We start from the raw sequence: 14,121 nt of genomic DNA, 5'->3' as shown, positions 1-14,121 counted from the left end.
TTCTATCTGTTCCTTCGGCCCTTCTGCACCGGAGGGAAGCCCTCTCTCCGAGAGCGAAATCCCTCCCGAGCCGTACCGAGTGACGCGAAAATGGCTGATCAGCCGACCAGCGAAGCGGCTTCCTGCCGGGTATTGCCGGAATCCTCGATGCCTTCGGCGATATGAGCCAGTTCAGCGGGGATCTCGCGGCCCTTCTTGCGCATTGCGGTGGCCCACAAGCGCCCCGCCCGGTAGGAGGAACGCACCAAGGGGCCGCTCATCACGCCCAGGAAGCCAATTTCCTCGGCCTCATCGCGCAATTCCAGGAACTCCTGGGGCTTGACCCAGCGATCCACCGGCAGATGCCGTTCGCTCGGCCGTAGGTACTGGGTGATGGTGATCAGATCACACTTCGCCTCGTGCAGATCGCGCAGCGCTTCGGAGATCTCCTCGCGGGTTTCGCCCATGCCGAGGATCAGATTCGACTTGGTCACCATGCCCAAATCGTGTCCCTGAGTGATCACATCGAGGGAGCGCTCGTAGCGGAAAGCGGGGCGAATCCGCTTGAAGATCCGCGGTACGGTCTCCACGTTGTGCGCAAAGACTTCGGGCTTGGCCTCGCAGATCGCCTGGATGTTCTCCGGCTTTCCGGAGAAGTCGGGGATCAGAATCTCGACGCCGGTGCCCGGGTTGAGTTCGTGGATCTTGCGGATCGTCTCGGCGTAGAGCCAGACCCCTTCGTCCTCCAGGTCGTCGCGGGCGACGCCGGTGACGGTGGCGTAGCGCAGGTTCATCTTGACCACGCTGCGAGCGACTTTGGTCGGTTCGAAGCGATCCAGCGGAGAGGGTTTGCCGGAGTCGATCTGGCAGAAGTCACAGCGCCTGGTGCACTGCGCCCCGCCGATCAGGAAGGTGGCTTCACGGTCTTCCCAGCATTCGAAGATATTCGGGCAACCCGCTTCTTCGCAGACGGTGTGCAGGCCTTCCTTCTTCACCAGGTTCTTCATCCCGATGTATTCCGGGCCCATCGTGACCTTGGCCTTGATCCATTCGGGCTTGCGTTCGACCGGGGTTTGCGCGTTGCGGGCCTCGATGCGCAGCATCTTGCGGCCCTCGGGTGCCAGGGTCACTGGTGCACTCCTTCTCTTTCGGCTGAAACAGCGGTGCCGATGAGTTCGGCTTCTCGGGCAATCAGTTCACGCCGGATCTTCGGTGCGAGCTCGGTGGGGCTGATATCTCTTGCGATCTCTTGGCTTATCGTAGTGGTTCCGGCGTCGCTAATCCCGCAGGCGATGATCTGCTGATAGGGAGCCAGGTCATTATTGGCGTTGATCGCGAAGCCGTGCATGGTCACGCCATTGTGCACTCTGATGCCGATCGCGGCGATTTTCCGATCGGGGCCCTTGCTATCGGCTGGCAACCAGATACCTGCCCGGCCTTCGACTCTCTGGCCTTGGATCCCGTAGTCGGCCAGCACCGCGATCAGCACGTCCTCGATCAGGTGCACGTACTCCTTGATGGCATGCGGGTCGCGTAGCGCCAGGATGGGGTAGCCCACCAGCTGACCCGGACCGTGCCAGGTGAGCTTGCCGCCGCGGTCCACCGGAATCACCGGAGTGCCGTCAAAGGGGCGTTCGTGATCTTCGGTGCGCTTGCCCGCGGTGTAAACCGGCGAGTGCTCAAGCAACAGGACAGTGCTAGGGGCTTCTCCAGCTACCACGTCAGCGTGCACCTTCTGCTGGAGATCCCAGGCCTGCCGGTAATCCACGAAGTGTGGTGCGAACCCGACTTCGGAGAACTCAAGGGTCATGCATCTAGCGTAGACCCGATGCCGGAGCGGGCTAAATTTGTGACCTGTGGAAAACTTCTGCACGGATTCAGTAAATCGGGTATCACTAAGAGATGGAGAGGCTTTTCCCGATCACCCCGCCCACCGTCGAGGGCCTTCAGTTCAGAGGACTCCTCGGCAGCAGTGGTGCCGCTCAGGTCTGGCTGGTCAGTGCGGCTAAAGGAGAGCTCTACGCTCTCAAGTGCTTTCGGACGTCGTCCACGGCTCCTCAGGAGGGCGTCGCTGAAGGCAGGCAGCTCGGGCTGCGGAGGGAGTTGCGGGCGCTCAAGGCGCTTCGGCACGATCACTTAATAGCGCTTCATGATGTGGTGAAACTCACAGCTGAGTGGCTGGGGGTCACCGGTGTGTTGATGGATTATGCCGCTGGCGGGTCACTCGCGCAGCTCCTCAGGCATCGTGGTCGGCTCAGCCCGGGGGAGACCGTCACGATTCTGACTCCGATTTTCCAGGCTCTGGGTTATCTGCACGCTCAGGGGATGCCGCACGGCGCGCTTTCCGCTGGAAATATTCTTTTCTCAGCCGAAGGGCTGCCGAGGCTCGCTGATCTGGGCCTGGCAGCGCTGTACCGCGAGTCCTCACCACAGCCGGCCGCTCACCCGGTGGACGGCGCCGCCGGTGCCCGGCTCACCGGTATCACGAGTGCTGCCTCAGTTCGGTCTCCGGTGCCGAGGCAGCGCAGTCAGTCTTTCGGTGACGATGTCTATGCCTTATCCCTGCTGGGCTGGTGGTGCCTCAGCGGGGTGCCGCCAATGCCATCCCGCCGGATGGCCGCCTTGCCCGATGGCGTTCCGCAGGCTTTAGAGTCGGCACTTCAAGCGGGCCTTCACCCGATTCCGGAGTTGCGTCCTCAGGCCGCCGGGCTGGCCAAGGAGATCTTCAAAAGCGCACAGGCTCTGCCGGTGGCATTGAGCACTGTCGAAAAACACGCAGAAGGGATCGCCGGAACAAAACACACAGCAACGGCGGCGGAGTGCTCTGCCGCGCCCGTGCGGGCAACCGGTGGGTTGAGCCGAGGGGTTCGTGAGGTCTTGAAGATCTCGCAGTGGCGGGGGAGCGCGCCGCTGCGCAGGCTCTGGCCGGTGGCCCTTGTTGTTGCGCTCGGGCTAGGAGTGGCGTTCTACGCAGATCCTATGATGCAGCTGCCGCTCGGGCGAACCCTGAGCGAAGCTCGGCCAGGTCAGGAGATACCCGCCGCGATGAGCCAGGCAACCTCCTCCGATGACCCATTGTTGGTGCTCAGGGCTCTCAGCTGGTGGCGCGCCGAGGCCTTTCGCAGTGGCCGGGCTGAACTGTTGGAGAAGGTCAATCTACCCGGCTCGACGGCGATGCTCAACGATCAGCGGTTGCTCCAGGAGCTAAAAAACCGCAAGCATCTGCTGCGGGGGTTCGACATCGTCGTGCAGGGGCTGAGCCGCGAGCAGGGCAGTCAGGCCGGGTGGCTCGTGGTCCGGGCTAGTTTCCGCTTCAGCGCCTTCCAGGAGCGTGGCATCGACGGAAGCCTGTTTTCCAGTCAGTCGATGCCGACCCAGCAAGATCTTCGGCTGGTCCTGAAACTGCATCAGGGTCACTGGCTCATTGCCCAGGTTTTCAGGATCTGAGACCTAGCTGAGACCCAGTCTGCCATTTCGGTGGTCCGCGGTGCTCCAGGCCAGAGCTCACTTTTCCTTGAGCTGGCTGGCAATCCAGTCAGCTGCGCCGGCGACCTCGGGGTGAACAAAACTGAAGCCGCTGCCCAGCAGGGCGGCAGGCCGGGTCCGGGTGCTGGTGAGCAGGACTTCATCGGCGGCTTTTTTGCCCAGGCCCAGCTCAAGTAAGAAAGCCGGTACCGGAAAAGCATGCGGGCGATGCAGGGCACGAGCGAGTTCGGTGACGATCTGGTTGAGGCTGGCATTCTCAGGGGCCACCAGATTCACCGGCCCGCTCAGTGGATTCTCCAGCAGATGGATCATCGCTGCGGTCAGATCGAGCTGAGAGATCCACGGCCATATTTGCTCTCCGTTGCCCAATCGTCCGCCCAGTCCCAGTCTGAGCGGCAGCAGCAGCTTGGCCAGAGCTCCTCCGCCGATTCCAAAAACCACCCCGGTACGCATTCGGACTACTCGTGCGGTTTCTTCGGCCGCTGCAGTGGCCTCTTCCCAGTGAGCGCATAAATCAGCCAGGATTCCCTGACCGAGCGGTCCGGATTCATCGAGCTCACCCTGCGGGTGCTCGCCGTAATAACCGGCGCCCGACTGATTCAGCAGCACCTTGGGCGGCTCGTCGGCCGAGGCGATAGCGGTCGCCAGGGTGCGGGTAGGGCCGATCCTCGAAGCGTAGAGTTCCTCGATGAAGCTGCGAGTCCAGCGTCGCGGCAGCTGAATGAGCGGTGCGCCGGAGAGGTTCACCACGGCGTCAAAACCCTTGAGGGCAGTGGGATCGAGCACACCTCGCGCTGGATCCCAGGATATTTCTGCGGGGCTGTCTGCTGCCCGGCGTACTAAGCGGACTACGTGGTGACCTTGACTGCGCAGCGTCGTCGACAAACCGCTGCCCAGCATTCCTGAGGCTCCGGAGATTAAAACTTTCATCCTTTATTTCACCACTCATTGGTCATTGTGGCGCTGTCGGTGGCTGTGACTAAGATCAATTCATGAGTGCTGAGAACTCCCAATACCTCCGTTTCCCACATCTGCACGGTGATTTACTGACCTTCGTCGCTGAGGACGATGTCTGGCTTGCGCCGCTCTCGGGAGGGCGCGCCTGGCGGGTCTCCTCGTTGGGTTTACCGGCCAGGAATCCCAGATTCAGTCCTGACGGCTCCAGGCTGTTGTGGACAGTGGTGCAGGGCTCCGCGCCGGAGTTGGTCTCCGTTGCGGTGGACGGCGGAGATTTCCGGCAGCACACCTGGTTCGGTCATGCTTCGACGAAATTCCGCGGCTTCACCGCGGATGGCTCCGCCCTGGTGGCGAGTTCCTTCGAGCAGCCGCACAGGTCATACACCTTCGGCTATGCGGTTTCGTTGAGTGATAACACCAGAAGCCCGCTTCCCTATGGTCCGATTGACGCCGTGGCCTATGGCCCCGTGGTGGGGGATGAGAAGCCCGTGGTGCTCTCTTCGGTGTACTCCCGTGAACCCGCCTGGTGGAAACGCTACCGGGGCGGTACCACAGGCAAATTGTGGATCGACCGGGATGGTTCCGGGGATTTCTCCCGGCTGGTTCCGGATCTCGACGGGAATCTGGTCGACCCGATGTGGATCGGTGACCGGATAGCTTTCCTCTCGGACCACGAAGGCTACGGGAACCTCTACTCGGTCAAGCCCAGCGGCAAGAAACTTCGTAGGCACACTGACCATGAAGGTTTCTATGTCCGGCACGCTGCCACCGACGGGCAGCGAGTGGTCTATGAATCGGCCGGTCATCTGTTCCTATTGGAGAGCCTGGACGCCGAGCCGGTGCAATTAGCGATCACGCTGGGTTCCGCTTCCACTGGGCGGCGGAAGTATCCGCTCAAGGTGGCAAAGCACCTCAATGAGGTCAGACCCGATCAGAGCGGCCGGGCGAGCCTCGTCGAGGCGCACGGCACGATTCACCTGCTGACCCATCGGGACGGTCCAGCACGCAGTATCGAGACGACTCCGGGGGTGCGTGCCAGGCTGCCCCGGTTGCTCGGCTCGGATCGGGTGATTTATCTCGCGGACCACGAGGGTCAGGAAGCTATCTATTTGGCTCCGCTCAGCCCACTCGCCACAGCGCCGACGCACTCTGCTTCCTCCCCGAGTTCCTCCTCGGGGCCGTCGGAGGACGCCGCTGCGCAAGCATCTGCTCAGGACGGGCTGCCGCAGCCGGTTCCGGCGAGTTCCTCGGCAGCCGCGGCAAAGCGGTCTCAGCAGGCAATTCCTGCCGAGCAGGCGGCAGGCCGACTAGAGCAAGAATCAACACCTCAAGAATCAGTGCAGCAGACCGATGACGGCGGTTCGACGCCCCCGACGCAGGAAACCTCCCCGGTGCGCATCGATTTCTCGAAGCCGAGCAGGACCGCCGTGTTGGAGACCAGCCCGGATGGCCGGTACGCGGCATTGGGCACCGAATACGGTGAAGTACTGCTTCTGGACGTCGCAGCGGGCAGCCTGCGCGAGGTCTCCAGCAGCGACCTCTCCAACGTCGAGGAGCTCAGCTTCAGCCCCGATTCGAAATGGTTGATCTGGCCTGAATGCGTCGGCGCCGGGGGTGGTCGAAGCAAACTGAAGCTGCTCGCCGTGACCGAGCCGGAGCAACCGATTCTGGAGCTCACGGACGGGCGATTCAACGATTTCTCCCCCCGGTTCACCCCGGATGGGAAGTTCGTCGCCTTTCTTTCGCGGCGCAGTTTTGACCCGGTTTATGACACTCAGCGTTTCGATCTGGCCTTCCCCAGTGCGGTGAAACCCTATCTGCTGGCCCTGGATGCCAAGACACCTTCTCCTTTCGGCCCCTCGGTGGACGGTTCGCCGGTCGCTGGAAGTGCGCAGACTGAACAGGACGCTGCGAAAGACCCGGAGATCCAGCTGGTGGTTGACGCCGAGGGCATCGCGGATCGGCTGATTGCAGTTCCCGTGGCACAGGGGAACTACCATGCGCTGCACGCGGTGGACGGCGGCCTGCTCTGGCTCAACCAGGAGCTGGAAGGCGAAACCGGGGAAGGTCGAGCTACCACCTCGGACCAGCCCGCTGCCCGGCGCTTGGAGCGCTTCGACTTCGAGAGCAAGGAAATCGCCGTCCTGGTCGACGAAGTGCAGCGTTATGCGCTCAGCGGCGATGGTAAGCGTCTCGTGGTGATCAATGACGGCAAAGTCAGCGTCGTGCCGAGCGATAAGAAAGTCGAGGCCAAGTCCGCGGATGCTATTTCGGTGGATCTCAGCCGGATCAGAGTTGAGCTCGACCCGGTTAAGGTCTGGGGACAGGCTTTCGATGAGGCATGGAGACTGCAACGGGACTTCTTCTGGACCGAGGATCTAGCGGGCTTGGACTGGCAGGGCGTTTACGACAGCTATCGGCCGATCGTGGAGCGACTTGGCAGCTATGACGACCTGGTTGACCTGCTCTGGGAACTGCACGGAGAGCTCGGTACCTCGCACGCCTATGTGATGGCCGAACCGGTCACCGAGCCCGAGCGAGGTGCGCAGGGTAGACTGGGGGCCAGCCTGCGGAAGAACAGTCAGGGCTGGGAGGTGCTCAGCATCCTACCGGGCGAGTCCTCCGACCCCTATGCTCGCTCGCCGCTGAACGCCCCGGGGAGCGATGTGCAACCCGGCGATGTGCTCTTAGCGATCAACGGCAGCCCGCTCGCTGACTCGACTCCGGATCAGCTGCTCGCCGGAAGCGGGGATAAGGTCGTGGAGCTCACCGTGCTCAACGGCCCCGCACATCAGCACGACGTCGGGCAACGTCGCAGGGTCGCCGTCGTCCCGATCAAGGATGAGGGGAAGTTACGCTACCAGAACTGGGTGCGCGCTAATCGTCAGCTCGTCCGCGAGGCTTCCGAGGGGCGTTTCGGCTATCTGCACGTGCCCGATATGGTGGCCAATGGCTGGGCGCAATTGCACCGCGATCTGGACAGCGAAACCGGATTGGACGCGCTGATCGTCGACGTGCGGCACAATCGTGGAGGCCATACCTCTCAGCTCGTCGCTGAACTGATCGGGCGCAAGGTGACGGCCTGGACCAGGTCCCGCGGCGGTGAAGACCTGCCCTATCCGGCGAACTCCCCGCGTGGCCCGGTGGTCATCCTGAGTGATGAATTCGCCGGATCGGATGGCGATATCATCACTCAAGTCTCGAAACTGCGCGGCATCGGGCCGGTGATCGGTACCAGGACGTGGGGCGGGGTGGTCGGCATCGACGGCAGATTCGATCTGGCCGACGGCACTGCCGTGACACAGCCTCGCTATGCCTTCTGGTTCACTGGCGGCGTCGGCTGGGGAGTGGAGAACTACGGGGTGGACCCCGATATCGAAGTGACCTTCCCGCCGCACGCTTACGGGGCAGGGGAGGACCCGCAATTGGAGTACGGTCTCGGGGTGCTGCGTGAGATGCTCAGCGAAATCCCCACCGAGCGGCCGCCCGCTCACGAGGGCTACCGTTCTCTTCGCCCGGCAGCACTTCCGCCGAGGCCGCAAGGCGAAGAATAAGCCCAGATCAGTGGAATAAGCCCAGATCAGCAGCTGCGAACTGGCTCTCAGCGGCTGCTCAGTTACTGGCTTCCCGGCGCCGTGGCGGGCTCAGCCGAGTGGCGACGCCGATGCGGTTCCAGGCGTTGATCGCGATGATCATCTCCATTACATGAGACAGCCCGGTGTCACCGAAGGCCTCAGCCGCGCGTTGATAGACGCCGTCGGGAACCCCGGCCTCGGGGAGCAGCGTGATGGCCTCGGTGAGCGCCAGGGCCGCTTGCTCTTGCTCGGTGAAATAACTCGGGGATTCGTGCCAGCCTGCCAAGATGTCCAGGCGCTGCTGGCTCTCTCCGAGAGCCCGGGACTCTTGCAGATGGACATCCAGGCAGAAGGCGCAGCCGTTGATCTGAGAGGCTCGGATCTTGATCAGTTCGGCGAGCAGGGGGTCGAGCCCCGCCGCGGCGGCATCGGTCAGCTGGTTCATCGCCTGATAGAAGGCCGGATCAACTTTTGGAATGCGGATGCGTCGGGCCGGGGAATTATTGTTTGAATCCATCCTTCTAGCCTAGGACCTGAGAGCCTAGCTCAGGACCTGAGAGCCGATTTTTCTGTCTAGCCGTATGACTACTCCCTCAAGTCCTCCCAATAAGCCATCCTGCTGTCCCATCGAGTGTTACTAAAAGGTACAGATGTGCCTGTTTTCCTTTCACTTCCGTAACTTTTGTCACACTGAGTGGGATAGCTGAAACTGGAGAGGTGGTTGAGACGTGGGTGAGGGCCGCCCCACTGCTGGAAACGGCCCTCGGCTGGAAAGTTTTGGTCTGAACAGTTTTAGCTGGATACCCTGCCGGCAGCATTTTCACCGAATGGTCTGGCCAAAACGTTGCTGCCCAAGGTCACTGACTAAACTCAACCGGTCAAAACGTAGCCGCTGAGAAATAAACTAGTTCGGCAGAAAATTTTTGGCGTCACCTTTTAAGCTTCTAGCGTGGCTTCCAGAGTGATGGTGGTGCCGGTGAGAGCAGCGGACACCGGGCATCCGGTCTTGGCGCCTTCGGCGATTCTTTGGAAATCCTCCTCGCTCAGATCCGGAACACTGGCCAGCAGGGTGAGGTGAATGCCGGTGATCCCTTCGCCGGGCTGGAAGGTGACGTCGGCCTTGGTCTGCACCTTGCTGGGGGTCTTCCCCTCCGCTCCCAGGGCATGGCTGAAAGCCATAGAGAAACATGCGGAGTGGGCAGCGGCGATGAGTTCCTCCGGGCTGGTTTTCCCTTCGGCCTGCTCGGCGCGCGCCTTCCAGGTGACATCGTAGGTGCCGAGGCCAGAACTATCTAGGGTGACCTGGCCACTGCCGGTGGGCAGATCGCCTTGCCAGACGGTGTGTGCTGAACGGACTGTCGCCATGATTGATCTCCTTGACTAAGCGGATGTGTTTCCTCGACCATCCTAGGCAGATTAGCCCGGTTGCTACCATGTGGAGGTGCCTGAACTTTCTTCCGTGATGATCAATGCGCAATATCCGCAACGGCTCGCTCAGTTCTGGGCTGAGTTCCTACGCACCGAGGTGGCCTTCGAGCACGAGGGCTTCATCTGGCTCACACCGGGTCCGGGGCAGACCCGGCTGGCCTTTCAGCGCGTCGAGCAGCCGAGTGAGGGACGTCGCAGACTGCACCTGGACTTCACCGCTGAGGATCCGGAAGCAGAGCTGGCCCGCGCCCTGAGCCTGGGTGCGAGCCAGCTGGAGGACCATTGGTCCGGGTCATTCCACTGGGTGGTGCTGGCGGATCCGGAAGGCAATGAGTTCTGCCTCTCGCAAGCCGGTTGAGCCCAAACCCACTGAGCCAAACTCCCTGAATCAGCGTCGAGTAAGTCACAGCCGGTTGGGTAGCCTGACGCACAAGCACTGATGCCTTGTATCACTGAGTTCAGCGATACAAGGCATCAGTGACTTCTCTGCCTTAGCTCAGTGCCATAGCGTAGCGACGGCGATATTGATCAGCGCCATCCCGCCCACTGCATGAGCGAGTCCGGTGGAGACCGCCTCGCCGCTGCGTGCTTTGCGGTAGCCGATGATCGCTGGAATCACCACTGCGACGGCGATCACCAGTTTCACGGTGATCTTGAAGTAGTTCAGCGGGTCATGACTCGCCCCGGCCAAACCGACCAGGGCGAGACCTGTGACCAACTGAGCTATTGCACCCCAGAGCTGAATAGGCAGCACGGTGGGTTTCTTGAAGGTGGCGAACCAGCCTCCGACGATCGCGGCCGCACCGAGAATGTGCAAGAAAATCAACAGATATTTGAGGAAATCCATGCACTTATTCTACGCCAGGTAGAACAATTTACTGACATTTAGTCAGTAAATTGTTAAGGGATGAACACCGCCTTGGCAGGCCCCCAATGACCGTCGCTATCCTTCATGCGGACGAACAGGGTCTGCTGACCCGCGGGGAGGTTCGCAATCGTGCCGGTGAAGGATTCAGTGGTCGAATTGGCCACACCGTCCGCGAGGCTCAGCGCGGTACCTGTTCCCGGGGCGGCCGCTGTGCTGCCCAGAGAATACTCCGCTTGCTGCACGACCTGCGCAGCGGGCTTGCTCTGAGAGGGTTTGGTGCCGTAAGTGTTGTCATTCCCGGTGGCGTTGACCACGGCGCCACTTCCGCTCCGAGTCGCGGTCAGAGCGGTCGGGGTTGGCCCGGCCGGAGTCTGATAGGGAGCGGCAGCAGCTTCCGCGGCATAGTAGATGCCGCCGCGATATTTCTGCCACATGGAGTCCACTCGCGAGAAGGAGGGGAAGAACCCGCCTTCGCTGGAGGAGCCGACTTCCCAGGTATAAGCGGGAACTCCGGTCTTCTGATAGATCCAGTCGATGTCTCCGCCCGCGGCGTTGTAGAGAATGTCTCCGGCCGCTCCAGCGGTGAGGCCGTTGTAGAAGCTCTGCCGGAAGCCGAGATCTTTGATCCCACTGATATTCGGCGGGATCACGGTGTTGTCATAGGCGTAGGGGTAGATCACCAGGCCCGCGTAGCTGTGCAGCGTCAGCACCGTGCCCTGGGTGCTGAGCGGTGCCGGATTATTGTTGCTGACCGGATGGGAGCCGAAGAGCTTGGTGAAGAACGCGCTCTGCTGCTGGGTTTCGGGCTCGGACATCGCCGAGGGGCCACGGTACTCCTGGGCGGACGGCGTTCCGGAGGTGCCCTGACCACCGAAGCCGACGCCCCAGTTCCGGTTGAGGTCCACCCCGGGGTGGTTATTGCTATAGGAGGAGCTTCCACTGCTCTGATAGCCGGTGTTATCAGCGTTCTTGCGCTGCCAGGCCTTGCTGCTGGAGGCTGGCACGGCGTCTCCGCTGGAGTTGGTGCCCGCCGTGCTGAGCCCGGATTCGGCGATCGCAGTACCATCGGGATTGCTGTTGAAGATCACCCAGATCTCGGTGGAATCCAGCAGAGCGGTGACCTCGGCGTCGCTGCCGTAGCCATTGAGCAGCTCGGTGGTGAAGCGGGAGGTGAACTCGCTCGTCACGATCTCGCGAGCGTGAATCTGGCCATCCAGTACGAAGCGTGGTTTGTGGTTGGCATTGTTCTGCCAATCGCTGCTCTGCTGCGCCCCCGAGGTGATCCTCAGCGCGAAGAGATCATGGCCGCCGGGCTTTCCCTTGGTCTTCAGCCAGGAGTCGCCGTAGTCAACGTATTGGGCGAGTTCGGGGTAGGCCGCTGCGATATCGGTGGCGAACTGCTGGTAAGCAGCAACCGTCTTATAGCCGCCGAAATAGGTCTGATAGTTCTTTCCAGCGAGCCGGCTGGGCAGCGGGGAGCTGCCAGCGGCTTCCGGCCTGGGGGCGAGCGGAGTGAAATCGCTGCCGTAGGGGGTCTCCTTGGTGATCACAAGTCCTTTGGCGGCCAGCTCCTGAGCGGTCTGATGAGTGCCGAGCAGGGAACCCGAGGTCTTGCTGATCATATCGACGTCGTATCCGGAGAGGGCTGATCGCACTGTGGGGGAGGAGAGATCAGCTTTGAACTCGATGTTCTGAACGACATTTTCGGAGGGGACGGTGACGCCGGTGGCGGCCGCGGAGACCATTGCACTGGTGCATACTGTCAGGGTCGCTGCCGCTGCCAGGATGCGGAAAGGGAAACTTTTCATGGCTGAACTCTAAGCTTCCTGAAGGGAAGTTCTCAGCTTAAATTCCTGGGAGTTTGCCCTTAAATCAGTGCTTCGCGCCGCGGGAAAAATTGCGTGAAGCTTGCAGGGCAGAGCCGCCATTAAAGCCTGGGGGCCCGCAGACCATGGTCTGCGGGCCCCCAGAGCGTGCTGCTGGAGATGCTGGTTTAGAGACCCAGATCGGCTTCGAAAGCGCCCTCTTCCAAACGTGCCTTGAGCGTCTGCAGGAAGCGACCGGCGTCGGCTCCGTCCACCAGACGGTGGTCGTAAGTCATCGAGAGGTACATCATCTGGCGGATCGCGATGGTGTCATCACCGTTGGCGTCGGTGACCACTACCGGACGTTTCACGATGGAACCGACTCCGAGAATGGCGACCTGCGGTTGATTGATGATCGGAGTGTCGAAAAGCGCGCCGACCGAACCGAAATTGGTGATCGAGAAGGTGCCGCCGGAGAGCTCGTCGGGGCCGATCTTATTGTTCCGGGTGCGGGAGGCGACGTCGGTGATCTTCGAGGCCATACCTGCCAGGTTGAGATTGCCCGCGTCGGAGATCACCGGTACCAGCAGCCCGCGATCGGTGTCCACCGCGATCGCCAGGTGCTCGGCGTCGTGGTACGTGATCTCCTGCTTCTCTTCATCGTAGGAAGCGTTGACCTTCGGGTGCTGCTTGAGCGCCTCGGCGACGGCCTTGGCGATAAACGGCAGGAAGGTCAGCTTGACGCCGCCATTCTGAGCCTGGAAGGTGCCCTTAGCGGCGTTCCGCAGTTTGGCGATCTTGGTCATATCGACCTCGTGGACCTGAGTCAGCTGAGCCGAGGTCTCCAGGGACTCCCGCATCCGACGGGCGATTACCTGACGGATCCTCGGGGCCTTTGCCACTGTGCCGCGCAGGGCAGCGGCCTCAGCGGAAGGCGCAACCGAAGCCACGGGGGCCGCAGCCGACGCCGGAACGCTGCTGGTTACCGGAGCGCTGCTGGTTACCGGAGCGCCAGCAGCCGGGGTGCTAACGGCCTGAGCCTTCGCTGCCTCTGCTGCGGCCAGCACGTCTTGCTTGCGGATTCGGCCGCCAACGCCGGTTCCGGTGAGGCTAGCCAGATCGATGCCCTGCTGGTGCGCGAGCTTGCGAACCAAGGGAGTGACGTAATTGGAATCGCCTGTGCTGGCTGCCGGGGCAACAGCGGGTACCGGGGCGGAGGGCGCAGCTGCCGGCGTCGGTGTTGCGGGTGCTGGCGTCGGTGTTGCAGGAGCCGCCGGTGCCGGTGCAGCGGGGGCGGGTGCGGCGGGGGCCGGTGCAGCTGGTACCGCCGGGGTCTCAACCACCGGTGCCGGTGCAGCAGGAGCGGCTGGCGCGGAAGCTGCTGGTGCGCCCGAGCCGATCACGCCGAGTACCCAACCAACTTCAGCGGTTTCGTCCTCCGCGACCTTGATCTCCAGAAGCGTGCCGGCTACCGGGGAGGGGATCTCAGTGTCGACCTTGTCGGTGGAAACTTCCAGCAATGGCTCGTCCAATTCCACAGAATCTCCGACCGCCTTGAGCCAGCGGGTAACGGTACCTTCCGTGACGCTTTCGCCGAGGGCTGGCAGCAGCACATCATGGCCTTCAGCAGCTGCCGGAACCGTTTCAGCCGGAGCCGCTTCAGCCTGGGCTGGTTCCGCAACGGGAGCTGCGGGTTCCGCCGGAGCTTCCGCCGCCGGGGCTTCCACGGCGGCCGGAGCCGCTGCTGCGCCGTCGCCCGAACCGATTCGCACCAAAGGAGCGCCGACTTCGGCGGTTTCATCCTCGGCCACCAGGATCTCCTCGATCACCCCAGCGATCGGAGACGGGATCTCGGTATCGACTTTGTCGGTGGAGACTTCGAGCAGAGGCTCGTCGACTTCAACCCGGTCGCCCACCTGCTTGAGCCAGCGGGTAACCGTGCCCTCGGTGACACTTTCGCCGAGCGCCGGTAAATTCACGGATTCAGACATGTCGTTCCCGTTCTCCTTGTTTTTCAAGAACA

The 14,121-nt window shown here is 62.1% G+C and carries 11 protein-coding genes; 3 read left to right on the top strand and 8 right to left on the bottom strand.

All coding sequences use genetic code 11. The annotated features are described in order from the left end of the window. Positions 1–98: 98 nt before the first annotated feature. Both lipA and lipB read right to left on the bottom strand, forming a co-directional pair. A complete protein-coding gene (gene lipA / locus ABDK06_RS10820; protein ID WP_394941032.1) occupies positions 99–1,109 on the bottom strand; it encodes a lipoyl synthase in 1,011 nt (336 codons plus the stop codon). After that, positions 1,106–1,789, bottom strand: a complete 684-nt coding sequence (gene lipB, locus ABDK06_RS10815) for a lipoyl(octanoyl) transferase LipB (RefSeq protein ID WP_394941031.1) — start codon at positions 1,787–1,789, stop codon at positions 1,106–1,108. The genes lipA and lipB overlap by 4 nt, the downstream gene beginning before the upstream one ends. 92 nt (positions 1,790–1,881) lie before the next feature. On the opposite strand from lipB, the gene ABDK06_RS10810 reads away from it, so the two are divergent. After that, positions 1,882–3,426: a serine/threonine protein kinase gene (locus ABDK06_RS10810; protein WP_394941030.1), complete on the top strand. Its 1,545-nt coding sequence runs from the start codon at positions 1,882–1,884 to the stop codon at positions 3,424–3,426. A gap of 57 nt (positions 3,427–3,483) precedes the next feature. Here the strand turns inward: ABDK06_RS10810 and ABDK06_RS10805 are convergent, their stop codons facing one another. Then, complete coding sequence (locus ABDK06_RS10805; protein WP_394941029.1) at positions 3,484–4,395, bottom strand: TIGR01777 family oxidoreductase; 912 nt, start codon at positions 4,393–4,395, stop codon at positions 3,484–3,486. A gap of 62 nt (positions 4,396–4,457) precedes the next feature. Here ABDK06_RS10805 and ABDK06_RS10800 point away from each other — a divergent pair, with 62 nt between their 5' ends. After that, on the top strand, positions 4,458–7,976 hold the full coding sequence (locus tag ABDK06_RS10800) for a S41 family peptidase (protein ID WP_394941028.1): 3,519 nt from the start codon (positions 4,458–4,460) through the stop codon (positions 7,974–7,976). A 58-nt stretch (positions 7,977–8,034) separates the two neighbouring features. On the opposite strand, the gene ABDK06_RS10795 is transcribed toward ABDK06_RS10800, so the two are convergent. Beyond that, positions 8,035–8,514, bottom strand: coding sequence for a carboxymuconolactone decarboxylase family protein (locus tag ABDK06_RS10795; RefSeq protein ID WP_394941027.1), 480 nt, complete (start codon positions 8,512–8,514; stop codon positions 8,035–8,037). A gap of 419 nt (positions 8,515–8,933) precedes the next feature. Continuing rightward, positions 8,934–9,362: an OsmC family protein gene (locus ABDK06_RS10790; protein WP_394941026.1), complete on the bottom strand. Its 429-nt coding sequence runs from the start codon at positions 9,360–9,362 to the stop codon at positions 8,934–8,936. A gap of 76 nt (positions 9,363–9,438) precedes the next feature. On the opposite strand from ABDK06_RS10790, the gene ABDK06_RS10785 reads away from it, so the two are divergent. Continuing rightward, a complete protein-coding gene (locus tag ABDK06_RS10785) occupies positions 9,439–9,783 on the top strand; it encodes a VOC family protein (RefSeq protein ID WP_394941025.1) in 345 nt (114 codons plus the stop codon). 138 nt (positions 9,784–9,921) lie between these two features. Here the strand turns inward: ABDK06_RS10785 and ABDK06_RS10780 are convergent, their stop codons facing one another. From ABDK06_RS10780 to sucB, 3 genes are all read right to left on the bottom strand, one after another. Next, positions 9,922–10,272, bottom strand: a complete 351-nt coding sequence (locus ABDK06_RS10780; protein ID WP_394941024.1) for a hypothetical protein — start codon at positions 10,270–10,272, stop codon at positions 9,922–9,924. A 53-nt stretch (positions 10,273–10,325) separates the two neighbouring features. Then, on the bottom strand, positions 10,326–12,101 hold the full coding sequence (locus ABDK06_RS10775; protein ID WP_394941023.1) for a M14 family zinc carboxypeptidase: 1,776 nt from the start codon (positions 12,099–12,101) through the stop codon (positions 10,326–10,328). A 185-nt stretch (positions 12,102–12,286) separates the two neighbouring features. Beyond that, positions 12,287–14,089 carry a 2-oxoglutarate dehydrogenase, E2 component, dihydrolipoamide succinyltransferase gene (sucB, locus tag ABDK06_RS10770; RefSeq protein WP_394941022.1) on the bottom strand — a complete coding sequence of 601 codons (1,803 nt, stop codon included), beginning with the start codon at positions 14,087–14,089 and terminating at the stop codon, positions 12,287–12,289. Positions 14,090–14,121: the final 32 nt, after the last annotated feature.

Source organism: Psychromicrobium ferritrahens (assembly GCF_043789415.1).
GTDB lineage: Bacteria > Actinomycetota > Actinomycetes > Actinomycetales > Micrococcaceae > Renibacterium.
The sequence above is the reverse complement of the archived record's forward strand: the minus strand, read 5'-3'. Positions and strand labels throughout refer to the sequence as shown.